The organism is Pseudomonas abyssi (genome assembly GCF_002307495.1).
Taxonomy (GTDB): Bacteria; Pseudomonadota; Gammaproteobacteria; order Pseudomonadales; family Pseudomonadaceae; genus Halopseudomonas; species Halopseudomonas abyssi.
This window is the reverse complement of sequence record NZ_NTMR01000017.1, coordinates 1-22811: the sequence shown is the minus strand read 5'-3', so window position 1 is coordinate 22811 and position 22811 is coordinate 1. Positions and strand designations below refer to the sequence as shown.

At 62.1% G+C, this 22811-nt stretch carries 22 protein-coding genes; 7 read left to right on the top strand and 15 right to left on the bottom strand.

The window, feature by feature from the left end:
- Positions 1-66: 66 nt before the first annotated feature.
- Together CNQ84_RS13410 and CNQ84_RS13405 are read right to left on the bottom strand one after the other, a co-directional pair.
- The gene (locus tag CNQ84_RS13410; protein WP_096005366.1) at positions 67-1389 is read right to left on the bottom strand and encodes an amidohydrolase; all 1323 of its coding nucleotides are present in this window, start codon (positions 1387-1389) and stop codon (positions 67-69) included.
- Positions 1325-2422, bottom strand: a complete 1098-nt coding sequence (locus CNQ84_RS13405) for a helix-turn-helix domain-containing protein (RefSeq protein ID WP_165771296.1) — start codon at positions 2420-2422, stop codon at positions 1325-1327. The genes CNQ84_RS13410 and CNQ84_RS13405 overlap by 65 nt, the downstream gene beginning before the upstream one ends.
- A gap of 203 nt (positions 2423-2625) precedes the next feature.
- Between CNQ84_RS13405 and CNQ84_RS13400 the strand changes: the two genes are divergently transcribed.
- Both CNQ84_RS13400 and CNQ84_RS13395 read left to right on the top strand, forming a co-directional pair.
- Positions 2626-4707, top strand: coding sequence for a TonB-dependent receptor (locus CNQ84_RS13400; protein WP_096005364.1), 2082 nt, complete (start codon positions 2626-2628; stop codon positions 4705-4707).
- A 215-nt stretch (positions 4708-4922) separates the two neighbouring features.
- Positions 4923-7049, top strand: a complete 2127-nt coding sequence (locus tag CNQ84_RS13395) for a TonB-dependent receptor family protein (protein ID WP_096005363.1) — start codon at positions 4923-4925, stop codon at positions 7047-7049.
- Between the two features lie 121 nt (positions 7050-7170).
- Here the strand turns inward: CNQ84_RS13395 and CNQ84_RS13390 are convergent, their stop codons facing one another.
- Genes CNQ84_RS13390 through CNQ84_RS13375 form a run of 4 tightly spaced genes read right to left on the bottom strand, consistent with a single transcriptional unit; the run spans position 7171 to position 10467 of the window.
- On the bottom strand, positions 7171-8469 hold the full coding sequence (locus CNQ84_RS13390; RefSeq protein WP_096005362.1) for an NADPH cytochrome P450 oxidoreductase family protein: 1299 nt from the start codon (positions 8467-8469) through the stop codon (positions 7171-7173).
- On the bottom strand, positions 8469-9323 hold the full coding sequence (locus CNQ84_RS13385; protein WP_096005361.1) for a DUF4198 domain-containing protein: 855 nt from the start codon (positions 9321-9323) through the stop codon (positions 8469-8471). Before CNQ84_RS13385 ends, CNQ84_RS13390 begins: the two co-directional genes overlap by 1 nt.
- A 17-nt stretch (positions 9324-9340) precedes the next feature.
- A complete protein-coding gene (locus CNQ84_RS13380; protein ID WP_096005360.1) occupies positions 9341-9850 on the bottom strand; it encodes a DUF2271 domain-containing protein in 510 nt (169 codons plus the stop codon).
- Positions 9851-9864: 14 nt separating this feature from the next.
- A complete protein-coding gene (locus CNQ84_RS13375; protein ID WP_096005359.1) occupies positions 9865-10467 on the bottom strand; it encodes a PepSY-associated TM helix domain-containing protein in 603 nt (200 codons plus the stop codon).
- A gap of 251 nt (positions 10468-10718) precedes the next feature.
- On the opposite strand from CNQ84_RS13375, the gene CNQ84_RS20510 reads away from it, so the two are divergent.
- Positions 10719-10880, top strand: coding sequence for a hypothetical protein (locus tag CNQ84_RS20510; RefSeq protein WP_165771295.1), 162 nt, complete (start codon positions 10719-10721; stop codon positions 10878-10880).
- A 12-nt stretch (positions 10881-10892) separates the two neighbouring features.
- On the opposite strand, the gene CNQ84_RS13370 is transcribed toward CNQ84_RS20510, so the two are convergent.
- The 6 genes from CNQ84_RS13370 to CNQ84_RS13345 form a co-directional block, all read right to left on the bottom strand.
- A complete protein-coding gene (locus tag CNQ84_RS13370; protein ID WP_096005358.1) occupies positions 10893-12275 on the bottom strand; it encodes a putative bifunctional diguanylate cyclase/phosphodiesterase in 1383 nt (460 codons plus the stop codon).
- Between the two features lie 2 nt (positions 12276-12277).
- On the bottom strand, positions 12278-13318 hold the full coding sequence (locus CNQ84_RS13365) for a PAS domain-containing response regulator (protein ID WP_165771294.1): 1041 nt from the start codon (positions 13316-13318) through the stop codon (positions 12278-12280).
- Between the two features lie 13 nt (positions 13319-13331).
- Entirely contained in the window at positions 13332-13763 is a 432-nt protein-coding gene (locus CNQ84_RS13360; RefSeq protein WP_096005356.1) for a response regulator, read from the bottom strand.
- Positions 13760-14725, bottom strand: a complete 966-nt coding sequence (locus CNQ84_RS13355; RefSeq protein ID WP_096005355.1) for a sensor histidine kinase — start codon at positions 14723-14725, stop codon at positions 13760-13762. Before CNQ84_RS13355 ends, CNQ84_RS13360 begins: the two co-directional genes overlap by 4 nt.
- Entirely contained in the window at positions 14719-15282 is a 564-nt protein-coding gene (locus CNQ84_RS13350; protein WP_096005354.1) for a hypothetical protein, read from the bottom strand. The genes CNQ84_RS13355 and CNQ84_RS13350 overlap by 7 nt, the downstream gene beginning before the upstream one ends.
- Before the next feature lie 405 nt (positions 15283-15687).
- A complete protein-coding gene (locus CNQ84_RS13345; protein ID WP_096005353.1) occupies positions 15688-16662 on the bottom strand; it encodes a hypothetical protein in 975 nt (324 codons plus the stop codon).
- 166 nt (positions 16663-16828) lie between these two features.
- Between CNQ84_RS13345 and CNQ84_RS13340 the strand changes: the two genes are divergently transcribed.
- From CNQ84_RS13340 to arfB, 3 genes are read left to right on the top strand one after another with little or no spacing between them, the layout of a single operon-like run.
- On the top strand, positions 16829-17815 hold the full coding sequence (locus tag CNQ84_RS13340; RefSeq protein ID WP_096005352.1) for an Lnb N-terminal periplasmic domain-containing protein: 987 nt from the start codon (positions 16829-16831) through the stop codon (positions 17813-17815).
- 15 nt (positions 17816-17830) lie between these two features.
- Complete coding sequence (locus CNQ84_RS13335; RefSeq protein ID WP_096005351.1) at positions 17831-18556, top strand: glutamine amidotransferase-related protein; 726 nt, start codon at positions 17831-17833, stop codon at positions 18554-18556.
- Positions 18557-18599: 43 nt separating this feature from the next.
- Positions 18600-19013: an alternative ribosome rescue aminoacyl-tRNA hydrolase ArfB gene (gene arfB / locus CNQ84_RS13330; RefSeq protein WP_096005350.1), complete on the top strand. Its 414-nt coding sequence runs from the start codon at positions 18600-18602 to the stop codon at positions 19011-19013.
- On the opposite strand, the gene CNQ84_RS13325 is transcribed toward arfB, so the two are convergent.
- The 3 genes from CNQ84_RS13325 to CNQ84_RS13315 all read right to left on the bottom strand — a co-directional run bounded on the left by CNQ84_RS13325 (position 19010) and on the right by CNQ84_RS13315 (position 22333).
- Positions 19010-20758 carry an alkaline phosphatase D family protein gene (locus CNQ84_RS13325; RefSeq protein WP_096005349.1) on the bottom strand — a complete coding sequence of 583 codons (1749 nt, stop codon included), beginning with the start codon at positions 20756-20758 and terminating at the stop codon, positions 19010-19012. The genes arfB and CNQ84_RS13325 overlap by 4 nt on opposite strands.
- Positions 20759-20833: 75 nt before the next feature.
- Positions 20834-21880 (bottom strand): DUF2817 domain-containing protein, encoded by a 1047-nt coding sequence (locus CNQ84_RS13320; protein ID WP_096005348.1) that lies wholly within the window; start codon positions 21878-21880, stop codon positions 20834-20836.
- 228 nt (positions 21881-22108) lie between these two features.
- A complete protein-coding gene (locus CNQ84_RS13315; protein WP_096005347.1) occupies positions 22109-22333 on the bottom strand; it encodes a DNA-binding protein in 225 nt (74 codons plus the stop codon).
- 80 nt (positions 22334-22413) lie between these two features.
- On the opposite strand from CNQ84_RS13315, the gene CNQ84_RS13310 reads away from it, so the two are divergent.
- Positions 22414-22755, top strand: coding sequence for a helix-turn-helix domain-containing protein (locus CNQ84_RS13310; RefSeq protein WP_096005346.1), 342 nt, complete (start codon positions 22414-22416; stop codon positions 22753-22755).
- Positions 22756-22811 lie beyond the last annotated feature (56 nt).

Here is a 22811-nt window from a genome sequence, read left to right as displayed (position 1 = left end):
TTCGATCAGGCGATACGCGTCGTCACTTTGCCCGGCGCCGCTAGCGCGGTGCCGGGACGTTGCCGTTCACTCCGCAGAGCGGGCCTGCTGCAGGTAATCGCTGGCCAGCATGCTCAGTGTTCTGACGCCGGTCAGCAGGGCGGCATCGTCGATGATGAAGCCTGGAGCATGATTGGGCGCTGCCTTGCCCATCCGGGCCATCGGGGTCACCCCGAGAAACACGAACAGGCCCGGCGCTTCATTGGCGTAGTAGGAAAAGTCCTCTGAGCCCGTCACCATCGGTGAAACCACCACGCGTTCATGCGCCGCCCGCTGCAGGGTCGGCACCATTTGCTCGGTCAGCGTCGGGTGGTTGGTGGTGGTGAGGTAGTTATCCACGATCCTTACATCGGCGCTGGCACCCGCAGCCTCGGCAATGCCCCTGGCAGTGCGCTCTATTCGCTCGTTGACCTGCTGCTGCACCTGGTCGCCGAAGGTGCGCACGGTACCGGTCATGACGACTTCATCCGGAATGATGTTGTGACGGCTGCCGCCGTTGATGGTGCCGATGGTGACCACAGCCGGTGCCGGCATGATGTTGGTCTGTCGACTGACGATGGTCTGCAAGCCGTTGATGATCTGGGCGCTGGTAACGATCGGGTCGACCCCGTCCCAGGGCTGGGCACCGTGGGTCTGTTTGCCCTGCACGCGGATATGCAGATCACCCGAACTGGCCATCACCGGCCCACTGCGATAACCGATCAGCCCGGTTGGCATGGAGGCAGTCACGTGCAGGCCAAACACCGCAGCAACGTCTGGGTTCTCCATCACGCCAGCCTCAACCAGCTGCCGCGCGCCAAAGTGCCGTTGGCCATCGTAGACGTAGTCGCTGGGACCTTCCTCGGCAGGTTGGAAGATAAACTTCACGCTCCCCGGGAGCTCGTCCTTCAGGCCCGCCAGCACCTCGGCGGTAGCCATCAGGATGGCGACGTGGGCGTCGTGGCCACAGGCGTGCATCACCGGACGCTCTTCGCCCTGGTACTGTTGACGGACTTGGGACGCGAAGGGCAGGCCGGTGGCCTCCAGTACGGGTAGGGCATCCATGTCGGCGCGCAGGGCGACGACCGGGCCGGGTCTACCGCCTTTCAACAAGCCGACGACGCCAGTGGTGCCAACGCCGGTTTCTACCTCCATCCCCAAATGGCGCAAGTGTTCGGCGACCAGCGCAGCAGTGCGGTGCTCCTGATTACCCAACTCAGGATGCTGGTGGATGTCGTGGCGCCAGGCGATGGCTTTTGGCTGGATTGCCTCGGCGCTGCGGGCCAGGCGTTCGTCGAGCGTGTACTCAGCAGCGTTCGCGGTGAGAGCCAAGGGCAGGAGCAGGGTAGGGAGCAGGGTGCGGCGGCGCATGGATGCGTCCTCTTGTTGTGGTTGTTGTGGGTGTTTCAGGTGCAAGGCGGGTGCGCAGCTGGCTCGGTGAGCAGTCGAACCACAGGCGAAACTGACGGTAAAACTGGCTGGTTTGGCGGTAGCCCAGCAGCAACGCCAGGGTGTCGTCGCGATGCCCGTCGCGCAGGTACTCCAGGCAGAGTTGCCGGCGAACGGTGCTGAGCAGCTCGTTGAACGGTTGCTGCTCTGCGGTCAGGTGTCGTTGCAATGTGCGGGGCGCCACGGCCAGCAGACTGGCGCAGCGCGACAGGCGCGTTTCGCCTCGTGGCAACAGCGCGCCGAGCAGCAGCTGAACGGATTCACTCCAACGGTGGTTGGCGCGGTTGCGAATCAGTTGGCGCTCTCGTCTGGCCAGTCGCGCGATGTTTGGCTGGTTGGCGTTCAGTGCGCGCGCCAGCTCCAGCGCCGGAAAGTGCAGCTCCACCCGCAGGGCACCGTCCAGCCGCGTGACTGGTATGCGCAGCAGCTGGCGGCATGCTGCAAGCGCCTGCTCCGGCATGGCGGCGATGCCGGCCGACGCCTGCTGTAAACCGAGCCCCTGGCACGTGCGCAGCACGCCATACAGCATGGCAACCAACTGCTGATCGCTCGCACTCACCTGGGCATTGGGGGTGACGATGATGCTCGCCAACGGCCCGCTTTGTTCAAGCGACAGGGTGGCGAGACCACTGTTCTGGTCCAGATAGCGCTGGCTCAGCTGGATAGCATCGCGCAGGGTGCGCGCGTTGCCCAGGTAGGTTGTCGCCAAAAACGCAGCCGAATAATCCAGATGACTGAACGCGCGTACCAGCAGCCATGGGTCTTGCTGCTGCTGGGCCAGCTCCTCTACCAGCTGCCGGATTGCTACCAGCGGAACCCGCTCTCTGGCAGACATGCCGCGCAGCTGATGGCGTACTAGCGCGGCCTCCAGCGGATCGCTCGGCACACAGGCACGCAGACCCTTGAGGACCTTCTCGAAGTGCTCGGCGGAGGCGGACGGCGCTGGTTGTGGCATGAGGGGGAGACCTGGGCGCGATGGACAGCGCCCAGTGTCGCTAGCACGATCCCGCTGAACAAGTGCAGATCGCGCCATCATGGGCTTGCTGGCGGCGGGCGGCCAGCAAGTAAATCTTGCAAATACGATTGCAATTGATAATATTTTGCACCCACCGAATTGGCCGTGTCGTCAGTCATGTTCAGGAAAGGAGTCATGCGCGGATGAAGCAGTTCACGCGTACCAGCCTGGCGGTAGCGGTTACCTTGGGCGCGATCACGGCGACGTCAGCTGCTGCAGCTGATGACGAGCAGGTGCAGACTCTGTATCTGGACTCGATCGTGGTTACCGGCGAGAAGATAGAGCGTACCGCCGAGCGCACACTCTCCAGTGTCGCGGTGGTGACGGCTGACGATTTGCGCGATCACGGCGACGTTGACCTGCAGAGCGTGTTTGAGCGCACGTCCGGTGTGTATGCCCAGTCGGGCAACGAGAACTGGGGCATCCGCGGTATTCCGGTCACCGGCTTTGACGATCAAGGCCCGGCGGCGATGAATGGTGCCGTCTCGGTGTATGTGGACGACGCCCTGCAGGTAAACCGGCTGCTGACACTTAACCCGCTGCCGCTTTGGGATGTGGAGCAGATAGAGATCTACCGTGGGGCGCAGTCCACCACGCAGGGGCGCAACTCGCTGGCCGGTGCCATCGTCATGCAGACGCGCAATCCGCATTTTGATCCGGAGTTCGCCGTGCGCGGCAACGTCGGCAACTACGGCGAGCAGGGCGCGTCCGCGATGGCCAATGGCGCGCTGGTTGATGGCGTAATGGCCGGCCGTATCGCCGTTGATTACCAGACCCAGGACGGTTACATCGACAATGCTACGCTGAACAAGGACGCCAACCTGCTGCGTACCAGCAATGTGCGCGGCAAGTTGCTGATTCTGCCGTCAGATGAGGCCGAGCTGCTGCTGACGCTGGCGCGCACCGAGCAGCGCAGTGGCGTTAACGCCGTGGCTGCGACGGCCGGCAAGCCGGACTATTTCAAGCTTTACGAAAATACCGAGACCCACAACACGCTGGAGCAGACCACCGCAACGGCCCGACTGGACTACGACCTGTCCGACAGCCTGGTGCTGACCAGCGTCACCTCAGGCACTTGGTCCGAGTATCACTCGGTGCTGGATTTTGACCGGTTGCCGACCGTTACTCAGATATCACCGCGCCACCACGAACAAAGCCTGGCCAGCCAGGAGCTGCGTTTGGGCTACTCGTCCGATCAACTGGATGGACTGGTCGGCCTGTATCTGGGGCGCTCCAGCGGCAAGATCGACGACCAACTGGTCAACAACGGTACCGTGCTGCTGGATCAGCAGGGCGATACCACCATCAACAGTCAGGCGCTGTTCACCGAAGTGAACTGGCGCTTCGTCGAGGACTGGGAGCTGATCTCCGGCCTGCGGTGGGACCATGAGAAGAACCACACCGAGATCGTCTACCCGGTAGATGCCTTGGGCATTGCCACCGATCCGGTGGCTGATGAAAAGCTCAGCTCCAGTGTCTTGCTGCCCAAGATCGGCATCAGCCATGACCTGTCCGACACCCAGCTGATTGGCCTGACCTGGCAACGCGGTTATCGCAGCGGCGGTGTCAACGTCCGCACCCGGGCGGCGCATGACAGCTACGACCCCGAGTTCACCAGCACCTTTGAACTGGCCTGGCGCGCCAGCTGGCTGGATCGCCGTCTGCGCACCAGCGCCAATCTTTATCACACCGACTGGAAGGACCAGCAGGTGTCCTTCCTCAACCTCAGTGACAACACCGTGCAGGTGGCCAACGCGGCCAGCAGCCGTATGATCGGCCTGGAGCTGTCGGCCGAGTATCTGCTCAACGCCCAGTGGCTGCTCAACGCGGGATTTGCCTACAACGACACCAAGTACGAGGACTTTGTCCGCGACGGCGTCGACCTCAGCGGCCGCGAGTTTGTCTTCGCGCCCAAGACCATGGCTAACCTCGGCGCCAACTACACCTTCGGCAATGGGCTGATGCTGGGTGTGGATACGGTCTACCAGGGCAAGAGCATTTCCAACTTCAACACCAACGCGGCGCGTGAGGTGACGGGCGAGCGCCACAACGACAGCGTGGTGCTGGTCAATCTGAATGCGGAATATCCGATAGGCGATCTGACGGTCAGTGGTTATGTGCGCAACCTGTTCGACGAGCGTTACATCACCAACAACCAGAGCGACAACCTGCTTGATGTGGGTGCGCCGATGACGCTGGGGATGGCGGCGCGTTACAGCTTCTGATCAGGCTTGGGAGCCGTGCTGTCGTAGTCGGGGAAGGTCGCCTTGCGAATAGTGGCATGCACCCCAGGTGGCGGCACCGCCGCCGTCACCAATCGGCACCCGGATCGCCCTTGACCATACGTTCGCTGTACGGCATTGGCGCTTGGTTGTTCGGGCGGGGGAAACCAGTAAAATGCGCCGTTCGCATTTTCCCTGTCTGTTGCCGGAGTCACTGCATGTCCAACCTGATCTCCCCGCCGGAACGTCTGGCGCCGTTGTTTCTTGCCTGTCTGATGGCATCACCCGCGTTCGCCCAGGCCGATGACGTTGCCCAACTGGACGCGATTACCGTTGCGGGGCAGAAGTACGATGAGGTCGCCAAGGCTCGTGAGGCGCTGAACGAGGTGCCCGGCGGTACCAATCTGGTTGATATGCAGCAGGTTGAGCAGGGGCGGGTCGCTGGCGTCGCTGATGTGCTGGCTTATCAGCCGGGCGTGTATGCCCAGTCTCCCGGCAACGAGGGTGTGAAGATCAGCATCCGTGGTTCGGGTATCAACCGTGGCCCCGGTGCCCATGCCTCCGGTAACCATATTCTGCTCGATGGCCTGCCATTGACCGGTTCGGGCGGTACGCCCTATGAGCTGCTGGAGCCGCTGTGGCTCAGTCGCGCGGAGGTGCTGCGCGGGGCCAACGGCTTTGAGCGCGGTGCGCTGGCGCTGGGCGGGGCGGTCGATTACATCACCCGCAGCGGTTTTGATGCGCCGCGTCTGCAGCTGCGCATGGAGGCGGGCAGCGACGGTTACCTAAAGCGCCATATCGCATCCGGTCAGGTAATCGGTGATCTGGATTATTACGTGGGTATCACCGACCTGCACTACGACGGCCAGCAGGATCACGCCGCCGGCAGTGGCAAGGGTGTGGTCGCCAACGTCGGCCTGCAGCTGACTCCGGATCTGGAAACCCGTTTCTACCTGCGTTATCGCGAGACCGAACACCAGAGCCCGGGGCGTTTGACCCAGTCGCAGATCGACGACGACCCGACCCAGGCCAACCCGGCCAACATTGCCCGCGACGCCAAGCGCGAGCAGCCGGGCAGCACCTGGCTGGCCAACAAGACCACATTGCGTCTGGACGACGTCAGCACGCTGGAGATGGGGCTGGTTTATCACCATTACCCGATGGACCTGATGGAAAGCCCGTACCGCATCCGGGTGGATTACAGCGACATCAGCGCCACGCTCAACTATAAGCATGAGCACCAGCTGTTCGGACTGAATTCGAATACCACCGTCGGCTGGCGGACGACCACCAATCTGCCCAGCAGCGATTCGAAGGAAACCGCCTACCAGCCGCTCAACGCCAATGGCACGGTCTACCCGGTTGGCACGCTGATGCGCAAATATGAGCATCAGGGCTCGGATAACGTGCTGCATATCAGTAACCAGCTGGAGCTGGCCCCACGCCTGTGGCTGAGCAGCGGACTGGCACTGATCTACACCCAGCGCGAGGTCGAGGTCACCTGGCCGGAGACCAATGAGCGTCTGGATGAGGGCACCTGGGATTACGCGCCGCGCCTGGGCCTGCGTTATCAGCTGGAATCCGGCACCGAGGTGTACGGTAACTTGTCCCGCTCGGTTGAACCGCCGCACCCGTGGTCGATGATCTGGGGCTCGCCGACGCGGTTCGATCGGAGCACTCAGCCCTGGAGTAGACGTCAAAGCACGCCGGTCAGCCTGGATAACCAGACTGCGACGACCTTTGAAGTCGGCGCGCGTGGCGATTCGGTCGTTGGTTTGTGGGACTTGGCTTGGTACTACTCGCGGGTTAATCACGAGCTGCTGACCGTTGAGATCGAGCCGGGAGACCGGTACGAGTCCAACGCCAGCGCCACCGTGCATCAGGGTATAGAAGCCGGTTTGACCAGCACCCTGTGGCAGGGCGATGAGTTGGGCGCGCTGGCGCTGCGTCAGGCCTATACCTTCAGCGACTTCCATTACCGGGACGACGACACCTTTGGCAGCAACGCGCTGCCCGGCCTGCCACGGCATTACTATCAGGGTGAGGTACGTTACCAGCATCCGGCCGGCGTCTACGTTGGGTTGAATACCCAGTATGCCTCCAAGGTGCCGGTGGACTACGCCAACTCCTGGAATGCGGATTCCTACACGATTTTCGGCGCGGTTGTCGGTTATGACGCGCCGAAGCGCGATTGGCAGACATGGCTTGAGCTGCGCAACCTGACCGATGAGCATTACGCGGCCACCGTGACGCCCGGCTACAACGATAACGGCGTAGAGGCGGCGCGCCTGACGCCCGGCGAAGGTTTTGGCGTGTACGCCGGGTTTTCCTGGAATTGGCTCTGAGTGGTTAGGGAAGCACTGATTGATTCCGCATGCCCTCTGGCGTTCAGGCTGGGCCGCATCCGGCCGGGCTGCTGCACGCTTGAGCACCCGCAGAGGGCGTGTGGAACTAATTAGCGCTTCCCTAGTAGATGTCGCGACGGTAGCGGCCGTCAGCCGCCATCTGCTTGATGGCGCTGGCGCCGAGCAACCCCTGCAGCACGCTGTCTACCGCCTGACCCATGGCCATGCTGCCGCAGACGCGAATGCTGGCGCCGCGATCGATCCAGTCATGCAGGCGTTCTGGTTGCTCGCGTAGCAGGTCCTGTACGTAACCCGCTGCAGCGGATGTCGGCGCACGTGAGAAGCAGCGCTGTACCAATAGCTGCTCAGCTGGCAGGTGATCCAGCTCATTGGCCAGCCAGCAGTCATGCTCCGGGCTGCGTTCACCAAACAGCAGCCAGGTGGGTTGCCCGCGCTGCAGCTGTTCTTGCAGCAGAGCACGTAGGCCGGCCAGCCCCGTGCCGCTGCCAATCAGAATGACCGGTGCGCGACGGTCGGGTAGCGCGAATGACGGATTGTGATGCACCCGCGCCTCGACCAGGCTACCGGGGGCTGCCTGCTGGCACAGCCAGCCGGACATCAGCCCCTGGCTGCCATCGTCTTTCATGACATGGCGGACCAGCAGCTCCACCTGCCTGCTATCGCCCCGATTGGCAATCGAATACAGGCGGCGCTGCCCGGCGTGCTGCAACTCCAGCAGATCGCCAGCCTGCCATCGTCCCAGAGCATCAGCCTGCAAGCTCAGGTGCCAGGCGGTGAGCCCTGGACTGCCGGGGTTCAGCGCGCGGCGGCTGAGCAGGGTCACGGGCTGCCATGGTTGCTCGTCATCCTCCGGCAGTTCGTGCAGGCCGGTGTGCTGGGCCAGGCTGGCGCGCCAGCGCACCAGGCCGTCCGGGTCCTGATTATCCAGGTAGATGCTGTCCTGCAAGGGCTGGGCGCCTTTGTCGCGCAGCCAGCTTTCCAGCCGTTTGGCGAAGGCGCAGAAATGCGGGTATTGGCTGTCGCCCAGCCCGAGCAAAGCGAAACTCAGTTCCGGTAACGCTGGGCCTTGCGGCATCAGGCGATGTTCAAAGGCCTGCGCGCTGTCTGGCGCCTGGCCGTCGCCGTAGGTGCTTGCCACCAGCCAGAGCTGTCGACAGGCAAGAAGATGGGCTGGGGTCAAACGCCCCAGCGGCAAGCCCGCGGCCGGCTGGCCGGCGGCTTGTAGTGCGTGCAGCGCCTGTCTGCCCAGGCGTTCAGCCTGACCGGTCTGGCTGGCCCAGACCACCAGGGTCTGGTGCTCGCCAGTGGTCTGTTGGCGGCGCCACAACGGGCGCAGCCAGTAGCAGGTGGCGGCCAGCCAGAGCAGGCTGGCCGCCAGCGCCCAGGCGGTGCTGCTCATCAGGGTGCAAGCACTTCAAAGGTGGTGCTGTAACTGGCGCGGCGCTGGGTTACCGGCGCTTCCAGACCTTCGGTCTGCTTGTATTCGGCTTCCAGCCAGAACAGGCCAGCCTGACCCCATTCAATGCTGACCTTGCCGTCGGCGTCGGTGGTCAGTTCGCGGGCTTGCTCGCTGTCGCGGTAGCGGGAGCCGGCCGGGATCAGGGCGATTTCCAGCCCGGGCGCCGGTTGGCCATCGAGCAGAAAGACGAATTCGGCGGCCTCGTCGGCGTAGAGGTCATTGGGGTGTGTCACGGGTTGCAGCTCCAGACCCTGGCCGGTTGCCTTCAGCACCTCTTCGGTCGGGTTGCCGGAGGTGACAAACAGCTCCATGCGCGAGTCGCTGCGAATGATATTGACCTTCTCGGCGTCCGCCGGAATCTGCTTGACGATCTCATCCAGACTGCCCATGACCCGCTTGCGCTCGCCGTTAAGCTCGTACATGCCCATGACCCGGCCGCTGTTGGCGATAGCGATCTTGTAGGTGCCTTTCTGCTCGAGCTGCAGATCAAAGCTGCTGCGCAGGCGGCCCAGGTGGCCGTTTTGCGGTTCAGCCTCGCTGCCATCGGGGGCGGTGATGGTGAGCGGGGCGGGTTGGCGATTGCTGTTGGCTGGCGGTGTACCAACGCCCTCCAGCATGATGGGGAAGTGGTCGAAGTAGAAAATGCCATTGCCGGCGGCAGCATCGACGGTGACCCAGGGTGCTTCGCCAGACAACACCGTGGAAGACGGCACCATCCAGGCGCGGTGGGCATCGGCGGTCAGCGGCAGGGTGGCGGCAACCGCCAGTACAGAGAGTCGTTTGAGCAGTTTCATGGTTGTGTCCTTGTTGTTCAGGGAGTCAGTTGCAGGCGAACCTGGCCCAGCTCGCGGCTGCCTTGGGCCTGGAGGTCGGCAGCGCTGGTGACGGGCCAGCTGAAAGGCACCTTCAGCAGTTCACGGCCGCCCACTTCGCGAGCTGCTTCAACCACCAGCTCGTAGTCGCCGGGGGCCAGTTCCTTGAAAGCCGGCAGGTCTTGCAGCGCAAGGTCATGGCTACCGGGCGGGCGAGTCGCGGCGCTGATACCGTCGATAGGCAGGTCCAGCCCACGGCCACTGCGCCGCCACCATTGGCGCAGGTCCTTCAGCCATTTCTCGCCCTCATCATCCCGCAGTTCGGTGTCGTACCAGACGGTCAGGTCGGCGACATGACCGGCGTCGTTTTCCAGCCAGATGGCGACGTAGGGGCGGTGGTATTCGGCGACATCCAGACGTGGAATCTGCACGGTGAGTTGTGCCTCGGCGGCCTGCAGAGCACTGCTGCCCAGCAGGGCACTCAGGGCAAAGGCCAGGTGCGGTTTCATTGTGGTCTCCTTTCTCAATGCATGCTCAGTAGCAGAATCAGTATCGGGACAAGCAGCCCCAGTGTGGTGAGCGGCCAGGTGGTGCGGCGGTGGCTGGCCTGGCGGTACAGCAGGACCAGTCCGGTCAGGGCAAACAGCAGACAGGCCACGGCGGTCAGATCGATAAACCAGCTCCAGGCAACGGACGTGTGCCGGCCCTTGTGCAGGTCATTCAGATAGGCGATCCAGCCCCGGTCGCTGTCTTCAAACAACAGTTCGCCGCTGTCCAGATCCAGGCTCAGCCAGGCGTCGCCACCGGGGCGCGGAAAGCCCATGTACAGCTCCCCGCCATCCCACTCCGGGGTGGTGCCGGCCAGCTTGATCGGCAGGGTTTGCTCCAGCCAGCCGGCCAGCTCGGCCGGAAGACTGCCGTCCTCCGGCGGACGGCGTTGCAAATGGGCCTGCAGCGGGGCAGGCAGGGTCGCTTCGATTTCCGTGACCTTGGCCCGGGACTCTATCTGGTGCGCATGGTTGAGCGTTATGCCAGTCACGGAAAACAGCAGCAGGGCAGCCAGGCAGATGGCTGAGCTGATCCAGTGCCACTGGCGCAGGGTGCCGAAACGAAAAGGTAATTTCATGATGCCGCATACGTAAAAAAACGAAGGCGCTAGCCTAGCGGTTATGCAGCATTTGAGAAAGCTTCTCAATTGTAAAGTTTGTGCAAATTTCCGTCAGGATTGTTGCTGTTGTGCTTGTCGTCTGCCCAAGGTCCTGTGGGTTGGGCGGGGGTGGCTGCTGGCCAGGCCCTGACGTGCCGCTCGTCCAATCGGCTTGAACCTGCCCGGCGCTCTGCTTGACTAAGGCTGTGAACCCCTAACAGGAGATTGTCATGTCGTTTGATCAGAAACATCCGGGTGAAAACAACATGCCGCACCTGCCATTGCCGGAATTGGACCCGCCGCATGATCAGTGGGAAGGCCCGATTGAAAGCGAAGAATTGAACGAGCTGGACGCTGGCGAGGTGTGCCGTACGCTGCGCGACGACGACTGAGTGCCCAGGCGCTCAGTGCGCCAAAGCGCCTGTCTCTGCCAGGGCTTGCAGTGGTGCGGGCTTGCCGAGGTAGTACCCCTGTACCATGTCGCAGCCCAGTGAGCGCAGGGTCTCGAGTTGCCCGAGGGTTTCTACGCCCTCGGCAACCACCTGCAGATCCAGCTTGTGCGCAAGCAGGATGATCGCCTCCACGATGGCCAGGTCGTTGTGGTCGGCCGGCAGGCCCGCGACGAAGGTGCGGTCTACTTTCAATACATGCAGTGGCAGACGTTTGAGATAGGCCAGCGAACAGTAGCCGGTGCCAAAGTCGTCAATCGCCACGCTCACACCCATATCGTGCAGGGCCCCGAGGATAGCCTTGGATGCCTGCAAGTCGCTGATCAGAATTTGCTCGGTTATTTCCAGCTCCAGCCGGTCCGGCGGGAAGCCGGTTTCCTCCAGCACTTGTGCGACCTGTTGCACCAGCTCGCCAGAGGCGAACTGCCGGGCCGACAGGTTTACCGAGACGCGAGGGCACAGGCCGTGGGTCTGGGTATAGGTTGTCATGTCAAGGCACGCGCGCCGCAACACCCATAGCCCCACCTCATTGATCAGGCCAGTTTCTTCCAGCAACGGAATGAACTCGTCTGGCGGCACCAGCCCACGCTGCGGGTGCCGCCAGCGGATGAGTGCTTCGGCACCCGTCACCTGGCCGCTGGCCAGCTCGGCCTGCGGCTGGTAGTACACAACAAACTCGTTACGCACCAGCGCCCGATGCAACTCTGACTCCATGGCCAGCAAGCGTTGCTGGCGCTCGTTCATGGCCGGGGCATAGAAGCGAAAGGCGCGACCACCATCGGCCTTGCTCTGATACATGGCCGAGTCGGCGTTGCGCAGCAGGGTGTCTGCGTCACCGCCGTCATCCGGGTACACGGCGATACCGGCGCTGAAACTGACAAAGATATCCTGTCTGGCGACGTGAACGGGGTGTTCGAAGGCGCGGTTCAGTTTGTCCAAGATGGCGGTAATGGCATCGGCGTTCTCCAGGTCGCTGGCAACAATGACAAATTCGTCGCCGCCGTAGCGGGCGAGAATATCGTTAGGCCGGATATGTCGGCCCAGTCGCACACTGACCTGCTGCAGCAACTGATCCCCGATGCCGTGTCCCAGGCTGTCGTTGACCCGCTTGAAATTGTCCATGTCCAGGAACACCACCGCGGTCACGCTGTTGCGCCGTTGCGAGCGATTCATCTCGGTTTGCAGTTGCTCGGCCAGCAATACGCGGTTGGCCAGGCCGGTCAGCACGTCGTGAGTGGCCTGATGCTGTAACTCTGCCTCGAACTGCTTGCGCTCACTGATGTTGCGGGCAATGGTGGAAAAGTAGGCGATGTTCCCGTTCTGATCACGGTGCGACATGATCACCTGGTGCAGGTATATGGTCTGGCCGTCACCGCCCGACAGTACCGACTCGCGCCCCAGACGCCGTGCTTTTCGGCCTGTCCGAGTGCGTTGCCGATCAGTTCACCGGCCGCCTGGGTCGCACTGCTGTCCGGTTTGATCTCGGCCAGCAGGCTGTGACCGGCCTTGTTCACATAGATCACGGCGCCGGTGGCATCGGCAATGGCGACGATGTCGGTAGTTGCCTCGAGAATGGCATTGAGACGCGCGCGGTCCTCGTCCGCCTTGACCCGGTCGCTGATGTCACGACCGGTCGAGACAAAGTGGGTGATTTGCCCTGCCTGGTTAACCAGCGGCGTAATGACTTTTTCTTCATAGAAGGTTGCGCCATCGTGCTTGCGGTTGACCAGGGTGCCGCGATAGGTCTGCTTGCCCAACACGGTTTCCCACAGCTCGGAGTAGGCGGCGGGGTTCTGCTGCGTCGCCTTGAGTACCGACGGCGTGCGCCCGGCAATCGCTTCTGCCCGGTAGCCGGTCATCTTCTCGAAGGCGGGGTTGACGTACTCGAACTCGCCCTGGCAATTGGTGATAAATATGCTGTCGGCGGCCTGCTCGACCGCCTGTGACAATTTGCGAAGCACATCCTGGGCCAGCCGATGCCTTTTTTGCAGCGCCTGGTCGGCGATGGCGCGTTCGACCACCGGCGCCAGGCGGCTGAGATCATGCTTGACCACGTAGTCCTGGGCGCCGCCCTTGATGGCCGCAACGGCAGCCTTTTCTCCCAGGGTGCCGGATACAAAGACGAAGGGCATGTCCGGGTCCAGTTCGCGGACCACCCGCAGCGCACTGACGCCGTCGAACAGGGGCATGCTGTAGTCTGACAGCACGACATCCCATTCGTCGTTTGCCAGATGTTTGCGCAGATCAGGCTCGGTTTCGATACGCGTCCAGCTGATGTCGCACCCGTGGGTCTCAAGGTGGTTGATGATCAGCAGCGCGTCGTCTTCGTTGTCCTCCAGCATGAGGACATTCCAGTGGTTGCTTTGGTCGTCCGGACTCATGGTGTCGCTCCGTTCAGTTGTCCACTGCTGGCTGGTTGAGGCGGAGCCAGTAGCTGCCGACCTGCTGTGCCACATGAACAAACTCGTCGAAGTCCACTGGCTTGCGCAAATAGCTGTTGGCGCCGGCCTGATAGGCGTTCAGGCGGTCGCTGGGCTCCAGCGAGGAGGTCAGTATTACCACCGGCACCAGACGGGTGTTCGGGTGGTTGCGCAGCTCGCGCAGTACCTCCAGGCCATTGCGCTTGGGCAGGTTGAGGTCCAGCAGAATGAGCGCAGGGACGCCACGTTCTGCTTGTCCGGCTGCGCCGAACAGGGTTTGCAGGGCCTGCTCGCCATCCTCGACAACCACCACGGGGTTGGCGATCTGGTTGTCGCTCAGGGCGTGCAGCATCAGGGCGATATCGTCCGGGTTATCTTCGACGAGCAGGATACTCTGTCTGTTCATTGCTCTGCTCCGATACGGGCGAATTGGAGATAGAAGGTGGCGCCCTCGCCGACGCTGGATTCTGCCCAGATACGGCCGCCGAGTTTGCTCATGACCCGTTTGATCGAGGCCAGGCCTATGCCTGTGCCGGGAAATTCGCTGGCGCTGTGCAAGCGCTGGAACGGGGTGAACAATTTGTCAGCATAGTTCATATCAAAGCCGACACCGTTGTCACGGACGAAAACCACCGTCTCGCCATCCTTGCTCATGCAGCCTACCTCGATAAGGGCCTTTTCCTTGGTGGAGGTGAACTTGAAGGCGTTGCCCAACAGGTTCTCCATGGCAACCTGCAGCAGCGCGGGGTCGGCCAGCACCTTTATGTCAGGCGCTATCTGCAGGGTAACATTGCGCTCGGGCTGGTTCTCCAGCAGGCGATCCGCGACGGCGGTGGCCAGACGGCTGAGGTTAAGGCTGGCCAGCTTGACGTCAGCGCGGGTGACGCGCGCCAGGGTGAGCAGGTCGTCGATCAGCTTGCTCATGTTCTGCGCGGCTTTGCGGATGCGGTTGAAGTAGTCGCTGTCGCGCTCGCTGAGACTGCCCTCAAGGCTGCTCTGCAGTATCTTGCTGAAGCCGTCGATGGCCCTGAGCGGCGCGCGCAAGTCATGGGAGACGGAGTAGCTGAAGGCTTCCAGCTCGTTGTTGACCGCTTGCAGCTCCGTATTCTGGCGCTCCAATCCTTCATTCAGGCGGCGAATCTGACGTTCGGTGGCGCGGCGCTCGGTGGCGTCGCGCACGGCGCAGAAAATCAGCCGGGCCTCGGCGGTGTTGATGGGGCTGAGGCTGATTTCGACCGGCAACTGGCTGCCGTCCTTGCGTCTCCCGCTCAGGCTCAATCCCATGCCCATGGGTCTGGGCTGTGCCGCGCGGGCGTAGCCTTCGCGGTGGGCCACATGACGTGTGGCGACCTCGGCGGGTATCAGCACCTCCTGTGGTTGCTGCCGGTGCTGGTAACAACGCGAATGGTGGGGCGAAGTGGCGTCTCGACCTGGCCATGCTCGACGTTCAGGTCAAAGGGTGACAGGTAGACGCTGCCAAGCGGCAGTTGCAAGCCTTGCTGTACATAGTATCGATAGCTTTTGTCCTGCAGTGCCTGCCGGGGCAGGGCCTGGGGGCGGTCCTCGCGCCACTCGACCCGGACGCGTTCCTGGCCTGCCGCGTCGATCAGGCGGATCTGGTAGTACTGCCGGTGGTGGCGTTGAAAAGTGTCGAACAATCCTGTGGTCTGGGGTATCGAGTCTAGCTGTTGCAACTGATCTGCCAGGTAGACAATGTCAGTCTGTACGCCGGACAGGCGTTCGCTGAGTATTTTCTCTGCGGTTTGTACCTCGGCTTGCTGCTCCATGACGGCTGCGTGCATCGCCTGCTTGCGCTGATCGTTGACCAGCAAGGCGGTGACGATGGCAATCAGCAGCGCGGGTGGCAGCCAGATCGCGAGAAAGTACAGAAGCAAGGTTTTGCCGTGCTGCGTACCTGGCGTCATGGTTGTTGTTCCTTCAGCTTCCATTCCTACGCGGCAGTATAGGTGCTGCGGCAGTTTATGCTTCCCTAGGGTCTGTTGCCGTTTGGTTCATCCGCCTGCCGGAGGCCATTTTCCGGCCAGGCAAGGCGGAGGGAGTGCAGTCTAGTCGCTCTACATAAGCGACCGACGACGCAGCATGGCCTAAAAATGGCCCCGGCCCTCCGGGTGGGGCCGCCGAGGTTGCGCCTGTAAAGCCACCACTTGGCGTCGCTCACGTGGACTGACCACAAAAACGCCGGGAGCGTTTTTGCGCGCCAGCCTCGCAGGGGTGAAACGCAGGGATGCGTTGAACAACCTACGCTCCTCGCTCCTTGATTGGCGGCTTTACAGGCTGCAACAGGCGGGCGAACGAAACGGCAACAGATCCTAGTAGCGCGACAGCTGCCCCCTAAACAGCATTTCGATGCGCAGACTGATTGCCCAACGCGGTTGAAAGTCCGATTCACGTGGGAAATGCAGCTCGGGCACGATGTCCACGTACAGCATTTGCCGATGCACGTCACGGCGGTAGTCGGCGAGCAGATAGTAGTCATTGATCCGTGGATGGGAGGCGCTGTCACCGACCATCACGCCGGCATAGCGGATGGCGCTGCGGTGGCCCAGTACCTGGTTGATCTGCGCGCTCTGAGAGAACTCCAGGGTGTCGTAGTCCTCTTGCCATTGCAGTTGGCTGATAAAGCGCAGGTGTCGTGTGCTGTCCAGCGGGCGGCCGATATCCCATTGCGTGCGTGCGGAATAGCCGTCGTCCTCAAACCAGGACGCACGGTTGTAGTTGGACAGCTGCCAGGGGGTATCGCCCAGTTGCCACAGCCGTTCGGCACTGGCGCGGGCATACGGGTTGAGCGGCCAGCGGACTTTAACGCCGGCACCCAGGCGGGTTTTCCAGCCCGTCGACGGGTCCTCGTTACCCAGGCCGGCGAGACCCACGACCGTGTTGCTCAGGCTGTCATTTTGCGGGCGCAGGGGTTCAGCGCCTTGCTCGCCCAGGGTACCGCGGGACTCTTCCGGGTCGCTCTCGATGATCAGGCGCAGGCGCTCGCGGGTGGTCGGCAGGTCGAGCTTGAAACGAATGCCGGGGTCTATCTCAAAGTCTTCAGATTCGGCCCAGTCAACGTCGCTGCTCAGGCGCAGGTAGGACTCGTTCTCTACCTGGTCGCTGTCCAGCGTGCCAAAGAAACCGTCGAGGTTGCGCGCAGTGCTGTCGACCCAGCGGGTGACGCGGTCGTGCACCGGTGTGATGGTCTCAACGGCCCAGGGTGCGAGGTCGGTGTCGTCAATGGGCACGGTTTGCGCGCAGGCGATGGCGGGTAACAACAGTACGGCAAGATGGACTCTGCTCATGTTGTCTGGCTCCTCAGCGGGAAGTAAGCCCCGCAGGGCTGCAATCCAGCCCCTTGCCCCATAGCCGCAGTATAGCCCGTCTGGTGGATGGCACCCGGCGTGCAAGGGTGTAGACTGCGCCTTGGTGGAAACGCTGTATTCAACGGCGGTCCGTTGAGGAGGCGTCATGCTGTTGTGTTTGCAGGTATTGGTGGTGCTGCTGGTGTCGCTGTGGGCGCTGCCGGCGCTCTGGTATCACCGTCCCCGTCGCCTTGCTCTGCGTTATCTTCCTCTTGCTCTCTGGCTGTTGCTGATGTCTCTGGTTGTGGTGCTCGCCATGCGGGATGAGCCCCTGCGTGCGAGCCTGTGTTTCCTCGCCGGTTTTGCGCCGTTGCTGTTGTGGTGGCGGGGTGTTATGCCCAAGGGCAACTGCGATTGGGCTGACGACATGGCCTATACCACTACCGGCGTGGTGGACGGTGACAGCCTGCGCCTGCAGCGCGTGCGCTGTTTTGACTGGCGCAGCGCCACGGACTATCAGATCTGCTGGGAGAGCCGCGAGTACTCGCTGTCAGCCTTACGCTCGGTAGATATGCTGACCTCGTTCTGGGGGCACCGGTCCATTGCCCACATGCTGATCTCCTTTGGTTTTACCGACGGCCGTTACCTGAGCTGGTCGGTCGAAATCCGTCGTGTGCGTGATCAGGAATACTCGGCCATCGCCGGGTTCTTCAAGCACTTTGAGCTGAACATCGTCGCCAGTGATGAGACCGATATCGTCAAGGTGCGCAGCAATCACCGCGGCGAAGACATGTATTTGTATCGCACCCGGCTATCGCCGGCCGCCGGCCGTCAGTTGCTGCTGGGTTACGTCGAAGCAGCCAACCGGCTGGCGGTACGCCCACGCTTTTATCATACGGTGCGGGCCAACTGCACCAATGTGGTGTTCGCGTTGATGCAGCGGATTCGCCCGGACCTGCGCAGTGACATTCGCTTGCTGCTCAGCGGCTACCTGGACAGTTACGTGTACGCCCAGGGCGGGCTGCAGAAGGGGTTGTCGCTGGCAGAGCTGCGCCAGCGGGGTCGCATTACCGAGCGGGCGCGGGATGAGGGTAGCGATGTGCCGTTTTCCCGGCGTATCCGTCAAGGGGTGCCGGGCTGTGAAAATGACTGAGGCAGGTGGAAGGGTATGAAAGTAGGGCTGTTGCAATGTGATGATGTCGCCGATGAGCTGCTGGGCGCGCATGGCAATTATCCGCAGATGTTTGAACAGGCGCTGCGCAAGCGCCTGCCGCAGATGCACTATCGCGTATACCAGGCCCATCGCGGCGAGTTGCCTGCCGATGTGCACGAGTGCGACGTCTATCTGACCACCGGTAGCAAGCATGGCGTGTACGACGATCTTGACTGGATTCGTGAGCTGGAAGGCTTTGTGCGCAGCCTCTGGGCGGAAGAAAAGCCGCTGGTGGGTGTCTGCTTTGGCCACCAACTGATGGCCCGCGCCATGGGCGGTCATGTACAGAAGTCTGAGCGTGGCTGGGGCGTGGGCGTATCTTTTAACCAGGTGATAGAACCGCAGCCCTGGATGCAGCCGGCACAGGACTCGCTTGACCTGATCGTCAGTCATCAGGATCAGGTTATCGACCTGCCAGCCCAGGCCCAGGTGATCGCCAGCAGTGACTTCTGCCCGCATTACCTGCTGCAGTACGGTGATTGCTTCCTCAGCGTGCAGGGGCACCCGGAGTTTGAAAAGGCCTACTCCCGCGACCTGATGGACATGCGCTCGCATAGCATACCGCCCGCGCGGGTCCGCGCCGGCAAGGCATCGCTGCACGCGGAGCTGGACAGCGACCTGATGTTTGACTGGATCGTCAACTTCCTGCAACAGGGGCAGGCTTTGCCTGGGGCCCGGTAGCGGCGTATCCTGCTCCGCACCCTTATTCTGCGCGGGAGCGCCCATGATTTTTATCTCCAATCAGGTTCAGCTCGGCGACTGGGAAGTCGAGATGAGCGCCGTTCGCGCCCAAGGTGCGGGCGGACAGAACGTCAACAAGGTGTCCAGCGCGATTCATCTGCGTTTTGACATCAACACCTCCAGCCTGCCGCCGTTCTACAAGGAACGGCTGCTGGCACTGCGTGACTCGCGTATCACCAGTGAGGGTGTCATCGTGATCAAGGCGCAGCAGTACCGTACCCAGGAAATGAACCGTGAGGATGCCATCAACCGGTTGCGCGAGATGATTCTGGCTGCCGGTGTGGTACAGAAGAAGCGGCGCCCGACCCGTCCGACCCGCAGTTCGCAGGTCAAACGGGTGGACGGCAAGGTCAAGCGCGGTCAGACCAAGCAGCTACGCGGCAAGGTTGATCTTTAGACCGTTGGCACCAGTGTGCGATTGCCAGCGCCGGGCAGGGTACGCAGGCTGCGAGCTCGCGCAGTGTCCATGCTGTAGTCGGCTGCCTTGACGGTGCTTACGTAGCGCCAGTCTGCACGGGCCTCCTCGGCGGTAAAGGTTACCAGCAGATAGCCACGCTGATTGGCGTTCAGGTACTGCAGACCATCCACCAGCGTGGTAATGGCTTGCTCGGCGGCCGGGATCTGCGCTTCGCTCAGGCCCAGATACGACTCCAGGCCCGGTGAGCTGACCGAGGCGGTCGCGAACTCCACGCCGACCGCATCGCCAGCCTGTGTGGTCAGGTTGTTGGCCCAGGCGTTGTGCGTGTCGCCAGCCAGCACGATCAGATTCTTGTTCAGGGTGCGGGCGGTGCCCAGCACGACCTCCCGCTCATAGGCGTAGCCATCCCAGGCATCCAGGTTGTAGGGGATCAGGGTTTCGATACGGGCTATCTCGGCTGGCGTCAGCGTCGGGTCGCCGGCCTGCTGGCGCAACTTGATGGTCACCAGCTCGGTGAGCATGGCCGTGAGGTCTGTTGCGCCCGGGTTCTGCAGCGCGGTGAGCATTTCCGCCGGCAGCAACATACGCCCCATCAGAATCTGCTGGCCGAGAACCTGCCAGGTGGCGGTGGAGGTAGCCAGTTGCGTCTGCAGCCAGTCGAGTTGCGCGAGGCCCAGCAGTGTGCGGCTGGTATCGCTGATGTCGGCGGTAAAACGCGCGGCGTCAAAACCGCCGGCACCAATGTAGTCGGCAAAGTCGAGCTGCTCGTCGCGACCAATGATGCGGGTGTCGAGCATGTGCAGACTGACCAGGTCGCCAAAGTCAAAGCGGCGGTAGATGGTTTCTTCATCGTCGTCGCTGGCCGGGCGCACCGGCATCCACTCGAAGTAGGCCTGCAGGGCCGCGAGCTTGCGTTCGGTAAAGTCACCTTCGCCGTCATTATGGTTCTCGGCACCGTCGCGCCAGGTGTCGTTGGCGACTTCGTGGTCATCCCACACGGCAATGAAGGGCGCGCTGGCGTGCAGCGACTGCAGGTCTGTGTCTGTGCGGTACAGGGCATAGCGCTTGCGGTAGTCGTCCAGCGAGAGGATCTCGTTGGCGTTGTCTTCCGGTAACAGACGGCCCAGGGCGGCGGCATCTTCGGTGGCGTAGCCGCCGTTGCCGTATTCGTAGATGTAGTCGCCCAGGTGCAGCACAGCGTCCAGTTCTGACTCGGCCGCAGCCGCGGCATAGACATGGAACAGGCCGGCGGGATAGTTGGAGCACGACAGCACGGCAAAGCGCACCTGCTCGATGCTACCGGCAGGCAAGGTCTTGCAGTGCCCGACGGGAGAGGTCACGCCTGCTACCTTGAAGCGGAAGTAATAGCGGGTGCCCGGCAGCAGGTTCTGCGCGTCGACCTTGAGGGTAAAGTCTCGGGCGGCATTGGTGCTGGCGGTGCCGCTGTGGACCAGGTCGGTGAAGCCGCTGTCGGTGGCGATTTCCCAGCCGATCTGTACGTCGGCGTTGTTGCCGTCAGTCGGTGTGATACGGGTCCAGAGCAGCACGCGGTCGGTCAACGGATCACCGCTGGCAACGCCATGTTCGAAGGCCAGGCCGCGCACTGTTTCGTCGTCACTGGAAGAACTGCTCGACAGACAGCCCTGCAAGCCACTGGATACCACGATGCTGCCGAAGGCCAAAGCCGAGGCACGCAAAAAATCCCGCCGATTGAATCCGCCCACGTTACTGCTCCTGTTGATTGTGTTGGTCAGCGCTTCCTTATGCCAGCCGTGCGTGACAGGGGGACGACGGGGAGGTTACGGCTTGTCGACAAACCACAGCTCGATAGCTTCGCTGGTCAGTGCATCGCGGTTTTGCGGAGTAGGTATCCAGGTGCGCCAGCAGCGGGTGGCATGGGTCAGAAACTCGAACAGCGGCAGATGCTGGCGCAGCACACGGCGCTTGCGGTGGCTGATGACCGGGTTGAAGTAACCGAAATAGTCGAGCATCTGGCGGGGGTTTTTGCGCACCCACAGCCAAGAGCCCATCTCCAGCGTAAAGGGCAGGAACAGGTTGTCGGGCTGGTGCTCCTGGCTGTGGTCGTAGAGGTAGTCCCAGAGATCACCGTGGGTGGTGTAGTTGATCGACTGCGGCTCGATGATATAGGGATGGTGGTGCGGGTAGGTCTGCTCGAACAGCTGTTTGAGACGCAGCACCTCGGCGATATGCGCGATGGGCTTGTGACTGCGGGCATAACTGCACCACAGCCGGTCGCGGCGGCCAAAGCCGCTGTGGCAATCCACACTCATGGCAAAGGGGGCGGACTGCATGCGCTGCTGTACGGTATTCACCACCGCCATCGCCTCGGCCTCCATGGGTGCGCCCAGCTTGCCTCGGTACCAGGGCAGACGCCGGCTGATGCGGTGGCCGCTGACCAGCCAGGGCACCGGACCCATGGCGTCCACCGGAGCGTTGCGCATCAGGTCTACGCCGTTGAGATTGCTGCGCCGGTGATGCCAGATGCCGCCGGGGTTGATCATCGGCATAAACAGCAGGCGTACCCGCTCCAGTTGCTCGCGCAACTGATCGTCCCAGTCGAGCCGATGCACCAGGCTGTGCAGCCAGGAAATCAGCACCTGCGTGCCAATGCGCTCAACGCCATGAACCCCGCCAAAAAAGCCGATCACCGGCGCCCGCGGTGAGCGGCTGCCCAGCTCGATCACCCGTACCGGAATGGACAGCCCGTTGACGGGTACATGTAGCGGCGTACTGACCCGCAGATGCCGCGCCGCCTGATGCAGCAGCTGTTCAAGCTGCGCGTGTTCGGGGAGGTGACGGTGAATCTGGTGTTGCGCGTCGCTCATGATGCACTCGGGCGTGGGGAAGCCTGATGGTTGCAGCTTATTGTGACGGCGGAGTGACAGATTGGATGCGTCGTGTTGGGCTCTTTAGTTGCGCTCTTGACGTCACTATTTCGCCTTTGCCGGCGAGCTAAGCCGGCCAGCTGCGCCCTCACGCCCACCGGGGTAGGCGCGGGTGATGGCGCTAACCGCCTGGCGACGGGTTTCAAGAATTTCGCGGGTCATCTTCTGTTACCCCTCTACCGCAGCAGCGGGGTAGGGTTCTACCGTGCCCCGTTTGATGCCCAGGGCAACAGCCGCTTGGTGTGCTTTGCCACGTCGGCCTTTCTTGGTGCCGGCGAGCACCTGGTAGGTGGTGTGCAGATCCAGCTGATTCTCTGCGGCAAAATCGGTGACCGTTTTGCCAAGTGAATCAAGCCACTCGCGTGCTTGCTCTGGTGTTCTGAGGTTTGGCATAGTTCAAAAGCATTCAATTGAGTTCACACAGATTCAGTTATGCACACGATTATGAGTATGCAAGGGGTTGATGCTCGCAAATGAGTTCAGTTGGCGAGCGCCTGCGGGCGGAGCGAGACCGTTTGGAGCTAAATCAAGAGGCTTTCGGGGCGCTTGGTGGTGTTAATCGCAACTCCCAAGCGAATTACGAAAAGGGCAATCGATCGCCCGACTCTGACTACCTGTCGTCTATCGCGGCGGAAGGTGTCGACGTGATGTTTGTGCTTACTGGTGAGCGGCATGCAAGCAGCACTGATGCGATGTCAGAAGCCGAGTTCACCGTTCTGCAGAACCTGCGGTCGCTCAGCGAAGCTGACCAAGCCGCAGTGATCAGATTGACCAACGCTTTGGCCGCGACCAGCAAGGGTGAAGAAAAAAACTGAGGGCAACTCAGTAGCACATGAGTTATCCGGCAATGGCTCAGCTCAGCTGAGCTGAG

What these genes read in the sequence shown, in the direction of transcription:
- CNQ84_RS13410 (WP_096005366.1), bottom strand. Translation starts at nt 1,389, where the DNA reads ATGCGCCGCCGCACCCTGCTCCCTACCCTGCTCCTGCCCTTGGCTCTC.
- CNQ84_RS13405 (WP_165771296.1), bottom strand. Translation starts at nt 2,422, where the DNA reads ATGCCACAACCAGCGCCGTCCGCCTCCGCCGAGCACTTCGAGAAGGTC.
- CNQ84_RS13400 (WP_096005364.1), top strand. Translation starts at nt 2,626, where the DNA reads ATGAAGCAGTTCACGCGTACCAGCCTGGCGGTAGCGGTTACCTTGGGC.
- CNQ84_RS13395 (WP_096005363.1), top strand. Translation starts at nt 4,923, where the DNA reads ATGTCCAACCTGATCTCCCCGCCGGAACGTCTGGCGCCGTTGTTTCTT.
- CNQ84_RS13390 (WP_096005362.1), bottom strand. Translation starts at nt 8,469, where the DNA reads ATGAGCAGCACCGCCTGGGCGCTGGCGGCCAGCCTGCTCTGGCTGGCC.
- CNQ84_RS13385 (WP_096005361.1), bottom strand. Translation starts at nt 9,323, where the DNA reads ATGAAACTGCTCAAACGACTCTCTGTACTGGCGGTTGCCGCCACCCTG.
- CNQ84_RS13380 (WP_096005360.1), bottom strand. Translation starts at nt 9,850, where the DNA reads ATGAAACCGCACCTGGCCTTTGCCCTGAGTGCCCTGCTGGGCAGCAGT.
- CNQ84_RS13375 (WP_096005359.1), bottom strand. Translation starts at nt 10,467, where the DNA reads ATGAAATTACCTTTTCGTTTCGGCACCCTGCGCCAGTGGCACTGGATC.
- CNQ84_RS20510 (WP_165771295.1), top strand. Translation starts at nt 10,719, where the DNA reads ATGTCGTTTGATCAGAAACATCCGGGTGAAAACAACATGCCGCACCTG.
- CNQ84_RS13370 (WP_096005358.1), bottom strand. Translation starts at nt 12,275, where the DNA reads ATGTCGCACCGTGATCAGAACGGGAACATCGCCTACTTTTCCACCATT.
- CNQ84_RS13365 (WP_165771294.1), bottom strand. Translation starts at nt 13,318, where the DNA reads ATGAGTCCGGACGACCAAAGCAACCACTGGAATGTCCTCATGCTGGAG.
- CNQ84_RS13360 (WP_096005356.1), bottom strand. Translation starts at nt 13,763, where the DNA reads ATGAACAGACAGAGTATCCTGCTCGTCGAAGATAACCCGGACGATATC.
- CNQ84_RS13350 (WP_096005354.1), bottom strand. Translation starts at nt 15,282, where the DNA reads ATGACGCCAGGTACGCAGCACGGCAAAACCTTGCTTCTGTACTTTCTC.
- CNQ84_RS13345 (WP_096005353.1), bottom strand. Translation starts at nt 16,662, where the DNA reads ATGAGCAGAGTCCATCTTGCCGTACTGTTGTTACCCGCCATCGCCTGC.
- CNQ84_RS13340 (WP_096005352.1), top strand. Translation starts at nt 16,829, where the DNA reads ATGCTGTTGTGTTTGCAGGTATTGGTGGTGCTGCTGGTGTCGCTGTGG.
- CNQ84_RS13335 (WP_096005351.1), top strand. Translation starts at nt 17,831, where the DNA reads ATGAAAGTAGGGCTGTTGCAATGTGATGATGTCGCCGATGAGCTGCTG.
- arfB (WP_096005350.1), top strand. Translation starts at nt 18,600, where the DNA reads ATGATTTTTATCTCCAATCAGGTTCAGCTCGGCGACTGGGAAGTCGAG.
- CNQ84_RS13320 (WP_096005348.1), bottom strand. Translation starts at nt 21,880, where the DNA reads ATGAGCGACGCGCAACACCAGATTCACCGTCACCTCCCCGAACACGCG.
- CNQ84_RS13315 (WP_096005347.1), bottom strand. Translation starts at nt 22,333, where the DNA reads ATGCCAAACCTCAGAACACCAGAGCAAGCACGCGAGTGGCTTGATTCA.
- CNQ84_RS13310 (WP_096005346.1), top strand. Translation starts at nt 22,414, where the DNA reads ATGAGTTCAGTTGGCGAGCGCCTGCGGGCGGAGCGAGACCGTTTGGAG.